The organism is Paraburkholderia sp. 2C (assembly GCF_054589215.1).
Genome location: NZ_BAAILL010000045.1, coordinates 209,418 through 230,108, shown reverse-complemented (window position 1 = coordinate 230,108; position 20,691 = coordinate 209,418). Strand labels below are relative to the sequence as shown.

The 20,691-nt window shown below is 64.4% G+C and carries 18 protein-coding genes; 10 read left to right on the top strand and 8 right to left on the bottom strand.

From position 1 onward, the window contains the following. The first annotated feature begins 33 nt into the window (after window positions 1-33). Window positions 34-2,667: a mechanosensitive ion channel family protein gene (locus ACYPXD_RS23005; protein WP_459716385.1), complete on the top strand. Its 2,634-nt coding sequence runs from the start codon at window positions 34-36 to the stop codon at window positions 2,665-2,667. Between the two features lie 6 nt (window positions 2,668-2,673). Here the strand turns inward: ACYPXD_RS23005 and ACYPXD_RS23000 are convergent, their stop codons facing one another. After that, complete coding sequence (locus ACYPXD_RS23000) at window positions 2,674-3,354, bottom strand: cysteine dioxygenase family protein (protein WP_459716383.1); 681 nt, start codon at window positions 3,352-3,354, stop codon at window positions 2,674-2,676. A gap of 155 nt (window positions 3,355-3,509) precedes the next feature. On the opposite strand from ACYPXD_RS23000, the gene ACYPXD_RS22995 reads away from it, so the two are divergent. Together ACYPXD_RS22995 and ACYPXD_RS22990 are read left to right on the top strand one after the other, a co-directional pair. Further along, window positions 3,510-3,986, top strand: coding sequence for an Lrp/AsnC family transcriptional regulator (locus ACYPXD_RS22995; protein WP_459716378.1), 477 nt, complete (start codon window positions 3,510-3,512; stop codon window positions 3,984-3,986). Window positions 3,987-4,339: 353 nt separating this feature from the next. After that, window positions 4,340-4,555: a hypothetical protein gene (locus tag ACYPXD_RS22990; protein WP_459716375.1), complete on the top strand. Its 216-nt coding sequence runs from the start codon at window positions 4,340-4,342 to the stop codon at window positions 4,553-4,555. Between the two features lie 41 nt (window positions 4,556-4,596). Here ACYPXD_RS22990 and ACYPXD_RS22985 read toward each other — a convergent pair whose 3' ends face one another. Continuing rightward, on the bottom strand, window positions 4,597-7,179 hold the full coding sequence (locus tag ACYPXD_RS22985; RefSeq protein WP_459716373.1) for an FUSC family protein: 2,583 nt from the start codon (window positions 7,177-7,179) through the stop codon (window positions 4,597-4,599). Between the two features lie 149 nt (window positions 7,180-7,328). Here ACYPXD_RS22985 and arfB point away from each other — a divergent pair, with 149 nt between their 5' ends. Further along, complete coding sequence (arfB, locus tag ACYPXD_RS22980; protein WP_459716741.1) at window positions 7,329-7,736, top strand: alternative ribosome rescue aminoacyl-tRNA hydrolase ArfB; 408 nt, start codon at window positions 7,329-7,331, stop codon at window positions 7,734-7,736. A 71-nt stretch (window positions 7,737-7,807) separates the two neighbouring features. Here arfB and ACYPXD_RS22975 read toward each other — a convergent pair whose 3' ends face one another. Beyond that, on the bottom strand, window positions 7,808-9,070 hold the full coding sequence (locus ACYPXD_RS22975; protein WP_459716371.1) for an EAL domain-containing protein: 1,263 nt from the start codon (window positions 9,068-9,070) through the stop codon (window positions 7,808-7,810). Window positions 9,071-9,428: 358 nt separating this feature from the next. On the opposite strand from ACYPXD_RS22975, the gene ACYPXD_RS22970 reads away from it, so the two are divergent. Continuing rightward, window positions 9,429-9,719, top strand: a complete 291-nt coding sequence (locus ACYPXD_RS22970) for a putative quinol monooxygenase (RefSeq protein ID WP_459716368.1) — start codon at window positions 9,429-9,431, stop codon at window positions 9,717-9,719. A gap of 43 nt (window positions 9,720-9,762) precedes the next feature. Here the strand turns inward: ACYPXD_RS22970 and ACYPXD_RS22965 are convergent, their stop codons facing one another. The 3 genes from ACYPXD_RS22965 to ACYPXD_RS22955 all read right to left on the bottom strand — a co-directional run bounded on the left by ACYPXD_RS22965 (window position 9,763) and on the right by ACYPXD_RS22955 (window position 11,786). Then, window positions 9,763-10,020, bottom strand: coding sequence for a DNA-binding protein (locus ACYPXD_RS22965; RefSeq protein ID WP_459716366.1), 258 nt, complete (start codon window positions 10,018-10,020; stop codon window positions 9,763-9,765). Window positions 10,021-10,357: 337 nt separating this feature from the next. After that, complete coding sequence (locus ACYPXD_RS22960) at window positions 10,358-10,588, bottom strand: hypothetical protein (RefSeq protein WP_459716364.1); 231 nt, start codon at window positions 10,586-10,588, stop codon at window positions 10,358-10,360. 469 nt (window positions 10,589-11,057) lie between these two features. Beyond that, window positions 11,058-11,786, bottom strand: a complete 729-nt coding sequence (locus ACYPXD_RS22955) for a YdcF family protein (protein WP_459716738.1) — start codon at window positions 11,784-11,786, stop codon at window positions 11,058-11,060. A 273-nt stretch (window positions 11,787-12,059) separates the two neighbouring features. Between ACYPXD_RS22955 and ACYPXD_RS22950 the strand changes: the two genes are divergently transcribed. Next, a complete protein-coding gene (locus tag ACYPXD_RS22950) occupies window positions 12,060-12,362 on the top strand; it encodes a hypothetical protein (protein ID WP_459716362.1) in 303 nt (100 codons plus the stop codon). 377 nt (window positions 12,363-12,739) lie between these two features. On the opposite strand, the gene ACYPXD_RS22945 is transcribed toward ACYPXD_RS22950, so the two are convergent. After that, window positions 12,740-13,027, bottom strand: a complete 288-nt coding sequence (locus ACYPXD_RS22945) for a hypothetical protein (RefSeq protein WP_459716358.1) — start codon at window positions 13,025-13,027, stop codon at window positions 12,740-12,742. Between the two features lie 295 nt (window positions 13,028-13,322). Next, on the bottom strand, window positions 13,323-13,724 hold the full coding sequence (locus ACYPXD_RS22940) for an IS5/IS1182 family transposase (protein WP_075157442.1): 402 nt from the start codon (window positions 13,722-13,724) through the stop codon (window positions 13,323-13,325). 461 nt (window positions 13,725-14,185) lie between these two features. On the opposite strand from ACYPXD_RS22940, the gene ACYPXD_RS22935 reads away from it, so the two are divergent. The 4 genes from ACYPXD_RS22935 (at window position 14,186) to rluB (ending at window position 20,197) form a co-directional block, all read left to right on the top strand. Further along, a complete protein-coding gene (locus ACYPXD_RS22935) occupies window positions 14,186-15,088 on the top strand; it encodes a LysR substrate-binding domain-containing protein (RefSeq protein ID WP_459716355.1) in 903 nt (300 codons plus the stop codon). A 112-nt stretch (window positions 15,089-15,200) separates the two neighbouring features. Further along, complete coding sequence (locus ACYPXD_RS22930; RefSeq protein ID WP_459716736.1) at window positions 15,201-16,532, top strand: pyridoxal phosphate-dependent aminotransferase; 1,332 nt, start codon at window positions 15,201-15,203, stop codon at window positions 16,530-16,532. Between the two features lie 313 nt (window positions 16,533-16,845). Beyond that, on the top strand, window positions 16,846-18,177 hold the full coding sequence (gene scpB, locus ACYPXD_RS22925; protein WP_459716352.1) for an SMC-Scp complex subunit ScpB: 1,332 nt from the start codon (window positions 16,846-16,848) through the stop codon (window positions 18,175-18,177). 58 nt (window positions 18,178-18,235) lie between these two features. Continuing rightward, entirely contained in the window at window positions 18,236-20,197 is a 1,962-nt protein-coding gene (gene rluB, locus ACYPXD_RS22920; protein WP_459716349.1) for a 23S rRNA pseudouridine(2605) synthase RluB, read from the top strand. Window positions 20,198-20,691 lie beyond the last annotated feature (494 nt).

The following is a 20,691-nucleotide window of genomic DNA, read 5'->3' as shown; positions in this document are numbered from 1 at the left end:
TTGGCCGTCTGCCGTTTAGCTCATCCGACCGTCATGAAGTTATGTCCGCCGCGGCGTGAATGTCGAGCTGCGCCGAACGCCGGCGGGCGTTCCGTGCGCTCCGCATTCTCTGGCGCCGTCTCCGCATTTGCGATCCTTTCGTTCTGCTTTGCGCTGGCCTGTGCGCTGCTACTGACTCCGCGCGCCGCGCATGCTGCAGCTGGCCCCGTGCTGCCGGCGCTGCAAAGCCTCATCAATAGCGCAACTGCGGCGCCCGCGTCGTCGGCGTCGGCTGCCACCGCCGCGTCGGCGCCTTCTCCCGCAAGCCAGGCCGAACTCAACCACTCGCTCGACAGCGTCATCACCACGCTCGATAACGATCGTCAGCGCAGCGCACTCGTCGCACAACTGAAGAAGCTGCGCGAAGCGACGCAAACCGTCGGACCGGTCGCGCCCGCGCAGCCCGGTCCGGGCCTGCTCGGCGCCATTGCGTCGGGCATCGCGTCGGTCGAGGCAGACGTCAATCGCGGGCGCACGCCGATCAGCTATTGGTCCGGACGTCTGAACGCCGCGGGCAACGAGCTGTACACCATCGTGTCGAGCCAGGGCCGCGAGAAGTTCGGCCGCATTCTGCTCGATATGTTCGCGATGCTCGCGGGCTGGGGCGCATGCGCGGCCGCGCTGATCTACGTGCAGCGCAAGCTGCATGTGCGCTATGGCATTGTCGTCAGGCTCAACGCGAATCCGACCACGCGCGAACTGCTGATCTTCGCGCTGCGCCGGGTGGGGCCGTGGATCGTCGCGTTCGTCGCCGCGTTGATGTTCACGCGCTCGATGCCCGACGCGCTCGGCCGCACGCTCGCGATGGTGATCGCTTATGCGATCGTCGCGGGCGCGGTGTTTTCGGCAATCTGCCTGATCATGTTTTCGCTATTCGGCTCGGGCCATCGGCGCGTGGCTGTACAGCTGCTGATCGAGCATGCGCGCCGGATGCTGTTTGCGATCGGCATCTGCAGCGCGCTCGGCGATGCAGCCACGAACTACGAGGTGGCGCATCAGCTCGGCACCAATCTGGCCGCATTGATCTCAACCGTGTCGAACATGACGGCCGCCGCCTTGACCGCGTACTTTGCGATCGCGTTCCGCCGGCCGGTCGCGCATCTGATCCGCAACCGCTCGTACGAGCAACGGCATGGCCACAAGGTCGCGACCGACGCATTCGACGTGCTCGGCTCGCTGTGGCATCTGCCGATGCTCGTGCTCGCGATCGCTTCGGTGGCCGCCACGATCAGCGGCATGGGCAGCGGGGAAAACGTGCTGCAGATCTCGGTGATCACCGCGTTGCTGCTCGTGCTCGCCTTCTTCCTGTCGGCCATCGTGATCCGCATCACGCGGCCGCAAAGTGCGCGCCGGCGCCGGCGTTCGCCGTATGTGACGCGGCTCACGCGTTTCGCGGGCACGCTGCTGATGCTGGTGATCTGGCTCGCGTACTTCGAGCTCGCGGCGCGGCTCTGGGATATCTCGCTTGCGCGGGTCATCGAGGAAAGCGTGACGGCGCGCGGCATCGCGCATGCGATGACGGCGATCGTCGTCACGCTGTTCCTGTCGTGGCTCGTGTGGATTCTCGTCGACACCGCGATTCTCGAGGCGCTCAATCCGGGCAACCCGCGCAACAAGTCGCGGAACCCGAGCATGCGCGCGCGCACGATGCTGCCGCTGCTGCGCAACGTGCTGTTCGTGCTGATCCTGACGGTTGCCGGCATCGTGACCGCGGCGAATCTCGGCATCAATGTGACGCCGCTGCTCGCTGGCGCGGGTGTGATCGGCCTCGCGATCGGCTTCGGCGCACAATCGCTCGTGGCCGATCTGATCACCGGGCTGTTCATCATTCTCGAAGACACGATTTCGGTCGGCGACTGGATCGACGTCGACGGCGGTCATGCGGGCACGGTCGAGTATCTGTCGATCCGCACCGTGCGGCTGCGCGACGGGCAGGGCGCGATTCACGCGATTCCGTTCTCGCAGATCAAGATCGTGAAGAACCTGTCGCGCGATTTCGCCTATGCGGTGTTCGAAGTGCGCGTGCCGTTCTCGGCCGATGTCGATCAGGTGACGCAGTTGATACGCGCGGTCGGTGCGGATCTGATGGCCGATTTCCGCTATCGGCGCGAGATGCTTGGTCCCGTCGAAGTGTGGGGACTCGACCGGTTCGATCCGAACTGGATGGTCGTCAAAGGGCAGATCAAGACGCGGCCGCTGCAGCAATGGAGCGTCGCGCGCGCGTTCAATCTGCGCCTGAAGCGCATGATGGATGAAGCGGGTATCGAGATTCCGGTTCCGCAGATGCGCATCTTCACCGGCGCGCAGGATCAGCAGGGTGAACCGTTTTTCGATCACGCGGCCGCGACGACGTCGATGCGTGAAGCCGCGGTCGGCGAGGCAAATCCGGACGTCGCACACGAGCCGGATAGCAGGCAAATGTCTCACGAAGCGCGCGCGACCGCCGCAGGAACCGCTGCCATGACGCCGGGATTTGCCGCGACAGGTGCCGGCCTCGCGGGTGTCGGACTGGCCACTGCGCCGGCGCGCGACGTCTCGCACGAACCGCGTCCCGCGCCGCCATCGACCGGGCAAACTGCATCGGTGCCGCCGCAAATCCCCACTGCAGGAGAAGCGGGGAAAAGTTAGAAACGCTCAGACACGCACGGCCGGCTGCATCGGGTTTTGCGTGAGCGCGGCGCAGCGCACCACATCATTCACCCGAGTCGCGAACTCTGCTTCCGGTACGCCATATACATGCAATGAGATCGCGGGCGTGTCGCTCGTGTTGCCGAGCCGATGGATGCAACCGCGGCCCGCGCGCGTATAGGAAACCGCGCCGCAGTCGCGCGCCTGCGTGCGAACCGGTACCGCGAAATCTTCTTCTTCGTTCCAGTCATAGATTGCTTCGCTGAGCGTGCCTTCGAGCACGACGTAACCGCACCACGTGTGATGCGCATGCACGGGGCTGAGCTGGCCCGGCATCCAGACCAGCGAGGCAATCGCGTAGCGGCCGAGCGGGTCTGCAGCGAGCAGATGGCGCTGATATTTTTCCGCCGCGCCTTCGCGCTGCGCGGGTGTCAACCAGTGCGTGTCCGCGGCGGCTTCGACGAGCGCCGCACGCACCGCGCGCGCGAAGCGGGCGTCGCGCGATGGATCGGCTGCGTCGCGGCACGCATCGAATGCGAGATCGAGCACGGCGCGCAGCCGTTCGGTTGCGTTCGCGGGACGCGGTGCGGCGTCGCCGGACAGTGGCAAACGGGTCGCCGCGGCGGCGTGACGGGTGGCCTGCTTGCCATGACGATCGACAGTGAGCGGTTTGATTGGGTGGCTCATCGGAAACTCCGTTGACGGGCTGGTTCGGACGTGATCAGGCAGTCACATTTATACCGGTTTGCGCGGAGAAAGAGTTTTCATATAATTTCCTCAGATCGTCGTCGGATAGAAGATTTTTCTATCCGTAAGCCAAAATTAAAACTGGGCGCCAATCCATGGATATCATCGATAGAAAACTGCTTGAGCTGCTGCAGGAGGACGCGACGATGCCTGTCGCCGAACTCGCGCAGCGTGTGAACCTGTCGCAGACGCCTTGCTGGAAGCGGGTGCAGCGGCTCAAGGAAGCGGGCGTGATTCGCGCGCAGGTCGCGCTGTGCGACCCGCGCAAGCTCGGCGTGGGAACGACGGTGTTCGTCGCGGTGCGCACGAACCAGCACACCGAGGAATGGGCGCAAACCTTTACGCGCGCGGTGCGGGACATTCCTGAAGTGGTCGAGGTGTACCGGATGAGTGGCGAAACCGACTATCTGCTGCGCGTGGTCGTATCCGATATCGACGACTACGACCGCGTGTACAAGCAGCTGATCCGGTCGGTGCCGCTTTACGACGTGAGTTCGAGTTTTGCGATGGAGCAGATCAAGTATTCGACGGCGTTGCCTGTGAGGCCGCAGGTGACGGCGTCGAATAGTTGAGGGAGTGCGAGAAACACCGGCTCGGGAGCCGCCCGGCGACCTCGTTGGGCTTAAAAAGCGCAACGCTTGATCTGCAGCGATTGATACGTGAAGCCGCGGCGGACACGGCGCGTGTGTTTTTCCCAAAGCACGCCACGCAACGGATGCGCGAGCGAAAAATCACGCCCACTCAGATTTACGAGTGTTTAAGGCGTGACTCGGTGTCGGAGCCGGCGCATATGAATCTGCACGGCAACTGGCAATGCGTTGAAATGGCGTCACGCGGGCGATGCTCCGCACGCACTGCAAGCCGACCGCAAGGCGGGCCGGCGTAGAATGCCCGCTTTGTCGATCAACCGCACGCCGAGCCTTAGATGAACGAACCGCGCAAGAAGAACCCGACCACCCGTGTTGCCGTGCTGATCGTGGTCGTGGTGGGACTGGTGATAGCGACCGTGCTGTACAACGCGATTACCGAGAAGCGTGAGTTCGATCGCGAGAACCCACCCGATGCGACGTCGAGCGCCGCGTCGGATACGCCGGCGGGGGCTTCCGGTGCAGCAGCCGCATCCGGCAGTGCGGCGCAGTGACGCAGCAGTGTTTTCAATCGAGCCTCCGAACAGGCGTCGACTCAATTCTCCGGTAGCCGGATCACGCTTGCATCCTTGCGGATCAGAAACGACGCCGCAAGCATCTGCTTGCATTGATGCGCGAGCAGTTTCAGCTCACTAACCGTTTCGGCCTTTCCCGCACTCTCCGGCGCCTTCTCCGCTTCGATCACCATCGAGTCGAGTTCGCGCGTCAATTGCTTGACGACGTCGCTTTGATCGGCGGGTGTCGCGGTGCCCGCTTCCGCTTCCTCGAGATTCTCGCGTACGACGCTCAAGGCCCGCTGCAGTGGTTGTTGCGACTGGCGGTCGATCTGGATGATGGTGCGCAACAGCGGCGCCGCAGCGGCGATTTCCGATGCCAGCACGTGGCTGCGTACGAGCAGGTTGTTTAACTCGGGCACGAACTTCTGCGCCGATTTCGGCTCGAGCATCATGCGCTGGAATGCCTGCCCGAGATTGGCAAACGCGACGTGCACGTTCTTGCGCGCAAGCCGGTAGCGATAGTCGCGATCGAGCGCGCTGGCTGCGGCCGGCGTGCCGGATGCCGGCGTCGCGCCGCGTGCGTTCGAGGTGCGCGTCGAGGCGGGCGACGCAGCGGATGTCGAAGCGGGCAGTGGGGCGTCGTCTGCGGGAATCGCATTGGCGGTCGCGGCCGCGAGCGTCGCGGTCAGTTCGTCCTTCCGGTCGATCTGGTCTTCCGGGGCGACGCGCTTTGCATCCGATGCGCTGTTCGTCCCGCTGCCGTTTGCCGGTGACGGCGCGGGCGCCTGCGCTTGAGCGGTGGCGGCCGCGGCGACGCCAGCGGCAACCTCGTCACGCTCGACGGCGGCACGAGGCGCGCGCGCACCGGCTTCGGTCACGGCGGCCGGCGCGACCGCGAGCGCCGGTTTGCCGCTCCACCACCAGCTCGCTTCGAGATACTGGCGCGTCGCCGCGATCATGTTGTTGACGAGCTTGCCCATCAGCCGATATTCCCAGTACGGGAAAAGGTGGCTCGCGGCGATCGCGATCGCGCAGCCCACGACGGTGTCGATCGCGCGTTCTCCGATAATTCGCATGCTGCCCGGCGCGAGCAGATGGAACAACAGCAGCACATACGACGACGTGAACACGACACTCGCCGCATAGTTGAAGAGCAGCAGGCTGTAGCTCATCACCATCGATGCGAACATCACGACGAGCAGAATATGCGGCTCCTTGACGAACATCATCAGCGCGATGCTCGCGGCGCAGCCGATCGCCGTGCCGACGATACGCTGCCCATTGCGCTGCTTCGTCAGCGAATAACCCGGCTTCAGGATGATGATGACCGTCATCACGATCCAGTACGCGTTGGTGAGCGGCAGGATTCGCCCGAGCCAGAAGCCGATCGCGACGGCAATCGTCACGCGCAGTGCATGGCGAAAGCTCGGCGATGCCATCGTCAGGTTCGAGAATATTTGCCGAAAGGGCACGCGCCGGCTTGAGACAAATCGCGCGAGCGTCTGGTCGATTCGAAGTTCGGTTTCAGTCGTTGACGTTTCGTTGGCGAGGCTGCGCCGCATTCTGTCGATGAGCCGCGTGGCGCTCCACAGGCGTCTGAACGACGCGGACACCGCCGCATAAGCCTCGGGATTTTTTGCCGGCAAGCCATGCTTGCGCAACTGATCGAGCTCGAATTCGATCGCGCGCAGCTCCGCTTTCATATTGATGCGTCCGCGCGGCGGGCGGTCCTGCAGGACCGCGAGGCCGATGTCCTCGAGATCGGCCGCCGCCTTGCGAATCAGATCGCGATAGAACACGAGCACGTCCGACCCGCCGAAGGTTGTGCGCACAAGCGGATAGTCGGTATGCGCGCCGACAAAGAGTTCATGCAGGTCGACCGTGTTGATGAACAGATTGAAGAGCGTGATGCGCGCCGGTTCGAGCTGGCCGCTCTTCAGTTTCGGCAGGTTGCGCAGCACGATGTCGCGCGCGGCATCCTGGCGCTCGACCGCCGCGATCTGCTTCGCGACGAGATTGCGATAGCACTCGTCCAGGTCGTTGTCGAGATCGTAGAAATCGGCGCGCGCGAGCAGGTAGTCCGCGCAGGCGAACACGCTTTCGGCGAGCGCCTGCTGTTCGATCCGGTGCACCATCCAGCGGCTGACCAGCGTCGACCAGTATGTGTACCAGAGGCTGCCCAGCAGAATCCACGATGCATTGACGAGCGCCTGCAGCGGCGTGAAGTGCTCTTCGAGCGTCATCGTCATCATGAACAGCGTCGCGAAGCTGATCTGCGGCCAGCGGTTGCCGTATACGACGATCAGCGACAGCACGAACGTGAGCGGCACGACGGTGCACCACAGCGCAAGCGCATTGACGGTGGCGAGACCCGTGGCGAGCGCCGACAGAAAGCCGATCACGCTGCACGCGAGCATTTCGTTGTGCTTGTACTTGAGCGGGCCCGGCATGTCGACCGCACATGCGCCGAGCGCGCCGGTTGCGATCGTGAAACCGAGCTCGCGATCGTGAAATACGGTTAAACACAACACGGCGGGCAAGGACACGCCGAACGCAATGCGCAGGCCACCATAAAAATACTGGCTGTACAGAAACTTCTTAATCTCGACCGAATAGCGCATCGAATGGACCGGGCCGCTTGCGTGGTAAATGTTGGGATGAAGCGTGGCAAAAACTGCAGGCGAGTCTAACTGATTTTATCCGTGCTCTGACCTCGTCCGTTCGGCCAGGTTTCGCTGGTCGCAATGTGTTTGCTATGCTGTGCCCGATCATGACCTATCGCTACGACATTCCGCCTGACGAGATCGAGTTGACGGCCGTGCGCGCGCAGGGCGCGGGCGGGCAAAACGTCAACAAGGTGTCGAGCGCAATTCATCTGCGCTTCGACGTGCGTGCTTCGTCCTTACCGGAGGTGCTGAAGATGCGCCTGCTCGCGCTGTCCGATCACCGGATCACGCGCGAAGGCGTGATCGTGATCAAGGCGCAGGAATACCGCACGCAGGAAATGAACCGCGCGGCGGCGCTTGCGCGGCTCGATGAGCTGATTGCAAGCGTCAGCGTGATCCGCAAAGCGCGTGTCGCGACGCGTCCGACTCGCGCATCGCAGCAGCGGCGGCTCGAGAGCAAGTCGCGCCGCGGCGATGTCAAATCGGGACGGCGCAGAATTAGCGACGAATGATGGGCAAACGAGCGAGGCGGGAGCGGCGTAGCGAGTGGCCGCACGAGCGGCGAACGCTCGAACGCGACGGGCTACGCGCGCTTGCGCGGCAGGAAGTCGACGCAAAACACGTTCAGCACGCCGTCGCGCGGCACCGCGACAGCGGCCGTATAGCAGTCTTCGCCATCGGTGAGCGAACAGTGCGGACCCATCATCGCGACGCGTCCGGGCGCGGCGAGTGCATGTTTGAAATACGCGCGCCGCGACCAGTTGTTGCGCGTATCGGGAAAGAGCGGCGCGAGCCGCGGCGAGGGCGGTGGCGCGTCGGCCGCGGTAATCGAAGGCTGCGTCTGCTCGCCGTGCTCGTTGAGCACAAACACGCGGCGTGCGTCGGCAATCCTGAACACCGGCTGCGCGGCCTGGCTCAGGTCGCCGGTTGCTGCGAAGATCTGCGCGCCGTTCAGCACGGCCTCGGTGAAACCTTCGAATTCCGGGCGCTGATAGCGCGTGTGTGTGCGCTCGTAGTCGTTAAAGTGCTGCCACATCTGGTCGATCAGTTCGGGCACACGCGCGTTCGCGGCCTGGATCGACGGCTTCGGTTGCCCGAACCAGAAACCTTGTACGAAATCGACGTCGGCCTGCATCAGCGTCATCAGTTCGTCTTCGGTTTCGACGCCTTCGGCGAGCACCATCGTGCCCGATTGATGCAGCATCGTGATCAGATGATTGATGAGTGCGTTATCGCTGTCGCGCCGCCCGGCACGCGCGACGAGCGAGCGGTCCAGCTTCACGATGTCGGGGCGGAAGCGCCACACGCGATCGAAGTTCGAAAAGCCCGTGCCGAAATCGTCGATCGCAATCAGGAAGTCGCGCGGTTGCGACGCGGCCAGCATGCTCGCAACCGCGGATTCGTCGTCGGCGGGCTGCTCGAGCACTTCGATCACGACGCGTTCCTGCGGCAGTCCGAAATGCTGCGACAGTTCGTCGATAAACGGACGTTGCGGCCAGCCAGTTTCGAATACTTGCGGGCGCGTGTTCAGAAACAGCCATCCGCTGTCGATGCGCTGCTCCATGAAGTTTGCAACGTGCAGGCAGCGCGCGAGCCGGTCGAGCGCACGCGCATCCGATGTGGAGCGGGCGCCGGAAAAGAGCACGGCGGGAGAGATCGGATGACCGATCGGATCGAACGCACGCAGCAACGCTTCATAGCCGACCACGCGCTGGTGGGTAATCGATACGACAGGCTGGAACACGCTGCGCAAGGTGATCGTGCGCCATGGCGCGGCCCAGCCGGTCTCTTCCAGCACCATGTGCTGCAACAGGCCAGTGAGCGTCGTATCGTCGACGTTTGGCATGGCGTCAGAATGTCCTATGCAGCGTGCGGCGCGTGGTGGGACGTGGATGCCGGAAATCGCTCGGCACGAGTCTCAAGTTTCGGCGGCGGCAGATGCGTCGTGCCGATCGGCGTGCGGGGCGCACCAGCCGTATGTGGCCACATGCACGGCCACCTGTACGGCCCGATGAGGCTCCCGCGAGCTTGCCCGAAGCAGTCTAGCAGTTCGAAAGCTACACGAATGTTCGGGTTATCACAGACCCCGGGAAGTATCGACGTTCATCCGGACGACGCTCGCGCATCAAGGTTCGAGCGTGGTCAGCGGGATCGCGGCTTCACGGGTATGCTCTTCGATTTTGCACGAAACAGGGAGGTCGGCAATGAGTGAAATCGCAGTGGTGGCAATCTCGATCGCGAAACCGGGCTTTGAAGAGTCATTGCGCGAGGCGCTCGAAGGCATCGTCGCGCCATCACGCGGCGAAGCGGGCGCGTTGCAATACGACCTGCATCGCGATCTGCGCGAGCCGCGTCGCTTCGTTTTCTATGAGCGTTGGGAAAGCGAGGAAGCGCTGGCCGCGCACGCGCAGTCGGCGCATATCGCCGCTTATCGGAAGGCGATCGCCGACTGGGTCGAGCACTCGGAAATTCGTGTGCTCAAGAAGATCAGATAATCGACGCGGCGAGCGATGCGCGGCGCCCGTTGGGTAGCCGCGATCAGTGCGCCGCCTGCGGAACGTCGAGGATCAGTACGATCGTCCAGTCCGCGTCACCGTCGTGATGATATTGGCGTTCGGCCACGATGAACGGTTGCTGCTTGCCTTCCGGTCCGAGAAACAGCACATCGCCTTCCATCGGCAGGCATTCGACCGGCGGCAAGGCGAGGAACGCTTCCTGACCGCCGCGAGGCATCAGTTTTTCGATCTTGCGCGATGCGGCTTCGGTCCATTCGATGTCCAGCTGGATGTTGCTCATGCTTTCCTCCGCACCTCGGTGCGCGTGGTTGAATCGTCTATCCGTCGTATCGGATTTCGGAGCGGGACTTTAGCACACCACTGCAACGCAGCCGCGCCGCAATGCATGGGCGAAATATGCGCGGCAATCGCCTGCAACGAGGTCCAGCGGCGAAAGAGGTCCGGCTGCGAAAGAGGTCCGGCCGCGAAACGACAAAGGCCGGAGCCGCGGTCCACGGCTTCGGCCTTTTCTTCATTGCGCATACATCTGCGTCAGCGTGCGCACACGCGAATCGCATACGAGCGGCGATGCCGGCGCGCTGCGGCCAGCGCGTGCAATGCCGCGATGCGCATTCGCCTTATTGCGCGGACTCCGACTTCGGCTTCTTGTGATGCGTCATTCCCTTTTGGTGGCGCGGCGCCGGTGCGCTTTCCATCTGCTGCTGACGGGCTTGCACGTCCTGCGCATGTTGCTCGATCTCAGCGGCTTTTTGCGGGTCGGTGCTCATCGTGATGCCGTTGTCCTGCGCGTAGGCTGCACCGGTCAATGCCGAAAGGGAAACCAGGACTGCTAGGGACACTTTCTTCATCGCTACCTCCGGAGAGTGGTTGTGGACCCAAGTATGGCCTGTCCAAGGGGAAAGACAATGCATTCTATCCAGCAATGTCCGGCCCAGCGGTGACAAGGTAACAGAATTCACATATCGTTACATTTGGTAACGTCTGCGCCGCATGGCGGCGAAGGCCCGCCCATACGGCTCGCGGACCCGCATGTTTCGTGCCGCGTCGAGCGTGCTTACGCAAGGAAAGGTAAAAATGGGCGATTCACGTGTGTTACGGCCTCGCGATGCGGCGGAGCAAGTGCTTGCACGCGTTTGGCAAGACCTCGAGCGATCCGGTGCCGTTTCGTTATCGCTCCGTACGCTCGATGTATCGGATCGCTAAGTAATTCGTGATGGGCGGAGGTGGCACACGTCGTGAGCCATGTGAAGGCGCCATGCGATGCGAGGGCAAGGCAATATTCAATGCCCGCGCCCGATGTGAACGCACAAACGCGCATCAAAACCACCCGATCGCGCGATAAACATGGAACTGGGCGAGGCCGATCAGCTCATGCAGCGCGATCTCCGCGCTAACGAGGTTTTCGTAGCGCGGCAACACGCCGCGCCGTGCGTGTCGCGTGTCCGACACCACGGGCAGCGGGACCATGCCGAAACGATGGAAATCGAGCAGCGCGCGGGGCATCTGGTATGCAGAGGTGACGACAATCAAAGAACCGTAATATCCGTGCGGCAAAATAGCAGCGACGTTGCGCGCATTCTGATACGTGGTGAGGCTGCGGTTTTCGAGAATGATGTCCTCGCGGGGCACATGTTCGCGCAATAACCACGGCAAATAGGTGTCGGCTTCGGCTGCATCGTGATGCTGCGGATTGCCGCCGCTTACGATTACGTCGCATACGGTTGCCGCGCGTTTGCAGCGCGCATAAAGGTCGGCGCTTGCAACGATGCGGAAAACCGCATCGCGCTTCGGAATCAGGCTGCCGTTCTTCGCGTATTCGGTGCCGCCGCCCAGCAGGACGATCGCGGTGCGGCTCGCAAACGCAGAGGGCGGCAGATCTTCGAGTCTGGCGACGACGGTTTGCGTACTGGCAAGCAGCGGCGCGACCAGCCACCCCGCCGCGATGAGCCAGAACGTGGCGACGGCAGCCACTGCGACGGCGAGGCGTGCGCGCCGTATCAGCAGAAAAGCTGCGAAAAAAAGCACCAATAAAACGAATAGAATCAATTTGATTGGGGTAACGTATCGTTCTGGAACATCTGTTCCCGGAAATTTGCGCGTTCGGTATCGCAGCGGAAAGCCCGCTGCATCGCCGCATTCTTTCAGCGCGCAGCGAACGTTATCATGCCGGTCAACGGGGGCCGGAATGAAATAAATCGCGGCCGGCATCACGGCCGCAGGGCGCGCGGCACGGCAGGCTTCGTGGGCGTCGCTGTAAGCCGTCTGGCAGGCCACTGTCGCGCGACACATACGATGGCTGCACTTTAAGAAAGAAGTGAGATGACCACTTATTCCAATGAAGCGGTACTCGAAGCATTGAGGCGGGTGCAATATCGCCAGGTGCCGTGGGCGAAGCGCCCGGGCGTGTTCGAATATCTGCGCTCGCTGGGCATGATGGATACGGTGCGGCAGCGCACCGTGGCGCCGGCGCCGGGCTTTCATGCGCCGGTCGATATCGCGGTGCTGACGGAGCGAGGTCGTGCCGAATTCGCGCGGCTCGCACGCGATGAGCGGTCGCTCGACTGGGACGCGCGGCGCGCGACCAGTTACGTGGCAACCGAGCCACGCGCGGCGGCACTGTAGACGGAAAGCTGACGAGCCGGATCGCTTCGCTTTCGCTCCGGTTTGGCTTTTCAGGAGTTTCGCCCGCCGTTACTTCTGAAGACGGAATGACGCGGACCGCGAGGTTCGTAACCGCATGGCGCGCGAGCGGTGACATGCGTCGACGGTGCAGCATTGCGCCGTGAGGCAAGGCGCGCTGTCGGCTCCAGGCCTCGACCGCCGTCGCGCGTGCGGCGGCAAAAAAAAGCCCGTATCGCGAGGATACGGGCATACCGGATACTGCTGCCACGCTGTGCTTATGGCAAAGAATGAGACTGGCCGGCCGGCGCGTGGTTCCCGAATTCATCGATTGCACACCGAAGACGCGGCGCACGCGGGCGCGACTGCGCCACGCCCGGTCACGGATGCGTGGGCGGCGGCTGATGGCGGCGTGATGCGTCGTCGTCGCGCGGTTGCGCCGGACGCGGCGCGCGCACATTGCTGGCAATATCGCCGCGCAGGTCGCCACGCGGGGTAGGCGGCGTGAAATCGTGATTACGTGTTTCCGCCTGTTGCCAGGCCTCAAGCGTGGCCGGCTGGTCCGGTTTCCAGTTCCAGCCTTGCGGTTGCGGCCGTTGCTGGGCCGCTGTGTTGCCAGCAAGCGTTGAGACGACAATGCCGCAGATAAACAGGGACATTGGTCGCATGGAAGGCTCCCGTCAGGACGGTCGGTTCCGACTGGTTTGCATAATGCAACGGTATGCCTGACGAAGAAAGCGCGCTGTAAATAATGGTAAATGGTTGTTTCATCCGCCGGGGAGCGCGTGGCGCGGACGTGGGTGGCGAGTGGTGACGTAGGTGTGGGCGGGTGGCCCGTTGCGCCTGACGCGGCGTGCGGGCAGCCGCTGAAACGCATCGGGCGCCAGAAGGCGCCCGATGGCAAGCGAAGCGATAATCCGGAAGGGCAAAAATCGAACGGCGGTCGGCGTGTTCCGTCGGCCGTCACGCCATTTTCACCGGTGCACGCCACGACTCCGGATTGGTCCAGAACGCGCCGCGCAGGCGGTCGCGGCTCGGCGGTGCGGGCGGCTTGGCCGCCGTTGCGCCGATGCGTCCGCGCAGCGAGATCTGACGGCCGCTCGTTGCGAGCCGCTTGACTATTTCGGCGAGGGTGCCATCAGCCTGCCATTCGTCAAAACGGCGCCGGCAGGTCGGCGGCGACGGATAACGCCCCGGTAGCTTGGACCAGCCTTCGCCCGTCGACAGTACCCACAGCACCGCGTTGACCACGGCCCGCGCTTCCACGCGTGGCCGCCCGCGACGTTCGCTCCGCGCCGGCTCCGCACAGAACAACGCCTCGACCAGAGACCACTCGTTGTCTTTCAAATCGTCGAACAGCATCATGTTTCACCTCAGCGAAGCTAACTCCGGTGCGCTGCCCCGCGCCGCGCACTCTCGATGCACCCGGTGAGCGCGAAGCCGTATGAGTCGTGTACGGGATTCTCGCGAACCGGATGCCAGGCGGGGTCGGGCTTGCCGCGGCGGGTATTCGTGAACCTCATTCGGCGCCGACCCTTGCGCGACTTCAACGCATGAAGTGTGCCAATCGGTCGCCAAACTGCCTCAAAGTCCCGTGGCATCAAGCCGACACGGGTGCTAGCCAGGCCCGTATGAGAATCCAAAAAACCCGACACGCAAATCGGGACAATCACCAATCTTGTGCAACGAGGCTCACCGTCCGTGCGTTTGCGCCTTATTGCTGCACCGCAGCGAAATGAGGGCGGCAACATCGCACGCCTGCGCGGGGCTGTTGAGGATTCGCGCATACAATCCGCATCAAACGATGACATTAATGAGGGCATCAAATGAATGTGACGCTGCGGCAACTGCGCGTCTTCATCGAAGTCGCGCGGCGGCAGAGCTTTAGCCGGGCCGGCGACGAAATCGGCCTGACGCAATCCGCGGTGAGCCGGTGCGTGCGCGAGCTCGAGGCGGAGCTTGGCCTCAAGCTCATCGACCGGACGACGCGCGAAGTACGGTTGACGGACGGCGGCGGCAATCTCGTCGCGAGCGTATCGCGTCTTCTGACCGACCTCGACGACGTGCTGCGCGAGATTCGCGAAATCGGCGAACAGCGGCGCGGGCGCGTGGTAGTGGCGGCGAGCCCGACGATCGCGTGCCGGCTGATGCCGCAGGTCATCGCCGCGTGCAGCCGGCAGTTTCCGTATATCGCGCTCGGCCTGCGCGACGACGTGCAAAGCGACGTCGTGCGCAAGGTGAAGTCCGGCGAGGTCGATTTCGGCGTCGTGGTCGGACCGATCGCGGCCGAGGACCTGTTGACCGAAATGCTGATGACGGACTCTTTCTGCGTCGTGTCGCGCGCCGACCATCCGCTCGCGAAGCGTCAACAGGTCGAATGGAAGGCGCTCGATGGAGAGCGGCTCGTGATGCTCGACCAGGCGTCGGGCAGCCGGCCGATCATCGATGCGGCGATGAGCGAGCAGGACGTGCATGCAACGGTCGTCCAGGAGCTCGGCCATCCGGCCACCGTCTATGGACTCGTCGAGGCGGGTATCGGCGTCAGCGTGCTGCCGTGGCTCGCGCTGCCGCTGCCGGCCGATGCGACGCTCGTGGCCCGGCCGCTCATGCCGCGCGCCGAGCGCACCGTCGAGCTCGTACGGCGCCGCGACCGCTCGCTGTCGCCGGCCGCCGAGGCGGTGTGGGGATTGATCACCCAGGTTCCGCCGCGCACCGAGGATCTGCATTGAACGCGCTGACGGGTGCTGTTTACCGCGCCATGAGGTTTTCTCGACAGGCAAAGGGGGCAAGATAGACTGTCGGTTTCCCGACGAATTTTCCCCGGATGTTTCGATGAGCGGAATGGACGTAAAAGCGGACGTAAAAGCGGACATAAGAGCGGACGCATCCCCAGCCCTCCTCCCCAATGCGCGCGACGCGGTGCGCGCGCTGCGGCCATCGCAGATTCGCGAGGTCGCGAACGCGGGCCTCGGGCTTGCCGACGTGCTGCCTTTCTGGTTTGGCGAATCCGACCGCGTGACGCCGGCGTTCATTCGCGACGCCGCGAGCGAGGCGCTTGCCGCCGGCGCGACGTTCTATACGCATAACCTCGGCATCGCACCGCTGCGCGCGGCGCTGGCCGGGTACGTCAGCGCGCTGCACGGCGCGACCGCGATCGACAACGTCGCGGTGACGAGCGCCGGCGTCAATGCGCTGATGCTGGCCACGCAGCTCGTCGTCGGCGCGGGCGATCGCGTCGTCGAGGTGACGCCGCTGTGGCCGAATCTCGTCGAAATTCCGAAAATTCTCGGTGCGCAGGTCGAAACTGTGGCGCTCGAGTACGGTTCGCACGGCTGGACACTCGATCTCGAGCGGCTGCTCGCCGCGCTGACGCCCGAAACGAAGCTGCTGATGGTGAATTCGCCGAATAACCCGACCGGCTGGGTCATGACGCGCGACGAGCAGCGCGCGGTGCTCGAGCATTGCCGCCGTCACGGCATCTGGATCATCGCCGACGAAGTCTATGAGCGGCTTTATTACCCCGACGAGGCGGATGCCGGCCACGCCGACGCGAATGGCGTGGCACGCCGCGCTGCGCCGTCGTTCCTCGATCTCGCGGCGCGCGACGAACGCGTGATCTGCGTCAACTCGTTTTCGAAGGCGTGGCTCATGACCGGCTGGCGGCTTGGCTGGATCGTCGCGCCCGCGTCACTGATGGACGACCTCGGCAAGCTCGTCGAATACAACACGTCGTGCGCGCCGGCGTTTGTCCAGCAGGCCGGGCTCGCCGCGGTTCAGCAGGGGGAGGCCTTTACGCAGCGGCTGGTCGGCGAACTGAAGGCGTCGCGCGATCATCTGGTGCAGGCACTATCGGCGTTGCCGGGTGTCGACGTGAAGGCGCCCGCGGGTGCGATGTATCTGTTCTTCTCGCTGCCGGGCGCGGACTCAGGTACGTCTGGCGCCTCAGGTGTCTCATCAGGCGTTTCCTCAGTTGTCTCCTCAGTTGTCCCGCCAGGCAGCCTCGCTCTGTGCAAGGCGCTCGTTCGCGACGCGCGTCTTGGCCTCGCCCCGGGCAGCGCGTTCGGGCCGGAGGGCGAGGGCTTCGTGCGCTGGTGCTACGCGTGCGACACCGCGCGGCTCGACGAAGGCGTCGCGCGCCTGCGACGCTTTCTGGACGCCAGGCGCGCAGGGTGAGGGCGCGCGGCTGCCCCGAGCGGGCGAGCGCGCCCGCCTGTCGGCGTTTTGCGGTCGTGCCCCCGTCGCTCCCCGTCGCTTTACGCACCGAATCTTTTTGCGTAATATGGCACCCAGCCACGCGATTCCTTTCCGGAATATCGCTGCTTCGTCGTCCGGCTGGGAATGGCCTGAATGCCTGTTTGCCTCCCCCCGGTGCGTGCTCCCATCAATATGACCGATCAAAATCGGGCGAGCGCGTCTTCTGTTCCATATCGTCTGCTTGTCGTCTGTTTGATCCGGTTCTTTTGACCACAGGGTCTGACCTAGCTGCATGAATACCCAAGAGGCGAAGATCGTCCTCGAGACTGCATTGATCTGCGCGCAGGAGCCATTAAAGCTCGGTGAGTTGCGTAAGCTCTTTGCCGACAACGTGTCGGCGGATACGATTCGCACGCTGCTTGAAGACCTGAAGCAGGACTGGTCGGGGCGCGGCGTCGAACTGGTCGTGCTCGCGACGGGCTGGCGTTTTCAGAGCAAGCCGGCCATGCGAACGTATCTCGATCGTCTGCATCCGGAAAAACCGCCGAAGTATTCGCGCGCGGTGCTCGAGACGTTGGCGATCATCGCTTACCGCCAGCCGGTCACGCGCGGCGATATCGAAGAGATTCGCGGCGTCACGGTGAATACGCAGGTCGTCAAGCAGCTCGAAGATCGCGGCTGGATCGAGGTAATCGGCCATCGCGACGTGCCCGGACGTCCGGCGCTGTACGCGACCACGCGCCAGTTCCTCGACGACCTCGGGCTGAAGGCGCTCGACGAACTGCCGCCGCTCGACGATCCGTCGGCTCAGGCGAACGTCGATCTGCTTGCGCAGCATTCGATCGAGTTCACGGACGGCGACACGTCCGGTGCGACTGACGAGGCCGAGGCCGGAGTTGCGGCGCCGGGCGACGCGAGTGCGGCCGAACATGATGTGTCGTCGAGCGAAGCGGCATCGCCTGAAGCGATGCCGGCGCGTATTGACAGCAGTGAAGCCGGATCGGATGCGAACGCGCGTGTCGCGCACGACACTCCAGCCGAGCCGCGTGACGATAGTGACGCGGGCTCGACGGCGACTACGCCGGCCGAAAGCGCCGCGAACGAAGACCAGGCGCGGGCCGCAGACGAACGTGCCGCGAGCGAAGATGCGCCAATGACGGAAGCGCTGGATCAAACAACGCAACCGTCGCAAACCGCGGAAGCGGTGGAGGCGGGAGCACTCGCCGCCGCCAATCACGAACCGGACGCGGCCACGAGCGACACAGCGAGCGATGACATTGCACGCGATGTAACGCCTGCGCCAACTGCAGCGCAAGCGAACGAGCAGGAAGAACACGAAGATCAGAAACAGTACGCAGCCGGCCCCGCCTCACACGATGCGGCCGGCCACGCACCGCAGAACATTGACGACGCCGCTTCCGGCGTAGCCGCACACAAGGACAGCACGAGTCCCCGTGTGCTTCACGATGAACTTCACGGCGAAGCTCGCAGCGAAGCCGAACACGCGGAACACGTGAAACACGCAACCGGGCCGCAATCGACGCATGCGGCTCACGGCGGATCGCAAGACCGCCGGGACGCCGGCGTGCTAACGGACGACGAGCCCGAGTCACGCAGCGCCTGACGTAACAAACCTATGCCGCGCCCGCAATGGGCGCGCGACCTGACATTTTGAGGTTGTTTTGACAGACATCCACGATACCGATTCGCCCGAATCCGAGCGCGCGGTGCGCCCTGCTCCCGTCGACGACATGCGTACGGCGCCGGCCAACGCCGCGGAACGTGCCGCTGGCGCGCTCGCCCCGGCCGGCAGCCAAGGTGCGGCTGGCGGTCCCGGCGAAGGATCCGACGCGGAAGGCGACGAGCGGCCGCGCCGCGGCCTGCGCCGCGGACCGCGCAGCCTGATCGCCCGCCGTCGCGCGGGCGCGAAAGGCAAGGCGCCCACCGACGCCCCGAACGCTCAGCAACCGGCGCCGGTCGTGCCCGAAGCGCCCCCGGACGGCGAGGTCGTCGCCCAGGTGCGTATGCCGCGCAAGGACGCCTCCGCGAAAGGGCAAGGCGGCCGCCGTGCCGGCGGGAAGCGCGAAGGACAACGAGATGGACAGCGGGGCGCGGCCCCGCGCGAGGGCGCGCCGCGTGACGGCGCGCGCCAGCAGAACCGGCGCGGCGCCGGCCAGAACGGTGCGCAAGGCGCACCCGACGCCGGTGCGGACGACGACCTGTTTTCCTATGTGACGTCGCCTGCATTCGATGCGGACAATTCGTCGAACGCATCGAACGGCGGTCCGGGCAGCGGTGTGCGCGCGCCGATGCTGCGCCGTGGCCGCCCCGCGCAGCCCAAGCGCGTGCTCGCCCCCGACGACGACGCACCGAAGCTGCACAAGGTATTGGCCGAAGCGGGCATGGGCTCGCGCCGCGAAATGGAAGAGCTGATCGTCGCGGGCCGCGTGTCGGTCAACGGCGAGCCGGCGCATATCGGCCAGCGCATCATGCCGACCGACCTCGTTCGCATCAACGGCAAGCCGGTCAAGCGCAAGCTGCAGAACAAACCGCCGCGCGTGCTGCTGTATCACAAGCCGACCGGCGAGATCGTGAGTCACGCGGACCCCGAGGGCCGCCCGTCGGTATTCGACAAGCTGCCGCCGATGAAGAGCGCGAAGTGGCTCGCGGTCGGCCGCCTCGACTTCAACACCGAGGGCCTGTTGATGCTCACGACCTCGGGCGATCTGGCGAACCGCTTCATGCACCCGCGCTATAGCGTCGAGCGCGAGTATGCGGTGCGTGTTGTCGGCGAACTGGCCGAGGGAATGCGCCAGAAGCTGCTCGCCGGCGTCGAACTCGACGACGGTCCCGCGAATTTCCTGCGCATTCGCGACGGCGGCGGCGAAGGCACGAATCACTGGTACCACGTTGCGCTCGCTGAGGGGCGCAACCGCGAAGTACGGCGCATGTTCGAGGCGGTCGGTCTGATGGTGAGCCGTCTGATCCGCACGCGGCACGGTCCGATTTCGTTGCCGCGCGGTCTGAAGCGCGGCCGCTGGGAAGAACTCGAAGACAATCAGGTGCGCAGCCTGATGGCGGCGGTGGGCCTGAAGGCGCCGAGCGAAGAGAAAGGCGGTAAGGGCGGCCGTCATGCCGAGCAGGAGCGGCGTCAACCCGATCCGATGCAAACGTCGATGGGCTTCATCAATCGCGAGCCCGTGCTGATGTCGCATGGGCGTTTCGATCAGCAGCGCGGCGGCGGCGGTGGTGTTGGCGGCGGCGGCGGTCGGCGCGGCCAGTCGGGCGGTGGCGCGTTCAACGCGCTGAACGCCGGTCTGGGCGGCAATTTCGGCAACCGCAACGGCAATCGCACCGATGGCCGTCCGGATAACAAGCGCGGCGGCCGAGGCGGACGCGATGTCGACGGCAACCGCGCCCCGACGGGTGGCGGCAATCGTGCACCGGGCGCACCGGGGGGCGCGCCGGGCGGCGGCAATCGTGGCGGCGGCGGTGGTGGCAACCGGGCCATGGCGGGTAATCTGAACCGTCGCGGCAACGCCAATGCGAATCGCGGTGGCGGTGGCGGCGGCGGTGGAGGCGGGGGCGGCAATCCGAACCCGAATGGTAATCGTACGCCGCGAGGCCGCACGCGTGGCCGCTAATCCGTGGCTGGGGCCGGTTCATGCGCCGGCCAAGCGCGCGCGACCATAAGCAACCGCCGCACACCCCGCATTGGGCGGCAAGATGCACCGATCCGGCGTCTCTTCAGCGTCGGATCGCCTTGGCTGGCCGCCTGGCTGAAAGCTTTGCCGGCCGTCCCTCGCGCTCCTTTTCCAGCCGGCGACGATCGGGTCGATTGCCGTCAGAACAAGCGCGGATGCGCTTTTGCGGCCGTCCGTGGTTTGCGTTTGTCCTGAAAAATGGCTACAATCACGAAGTCGCTGGGCGTGCGGTTGGGAGTCTGGTTTCCGCGTACGGCTCGGGTGCGACCACCGGCAATAAGATGATGGGCGTTTCGCCCATTTTTTTTTGCCGCGCAAGTTCGCAAATCAATGCGTTCAACGGTGGTTCGTCACGTGGGCCAGATACACACGAAACAGCGCGAAACGGCACGAAGGCAATAGCGCGCTGTAACGTGCAAAACGACGTGCAATAA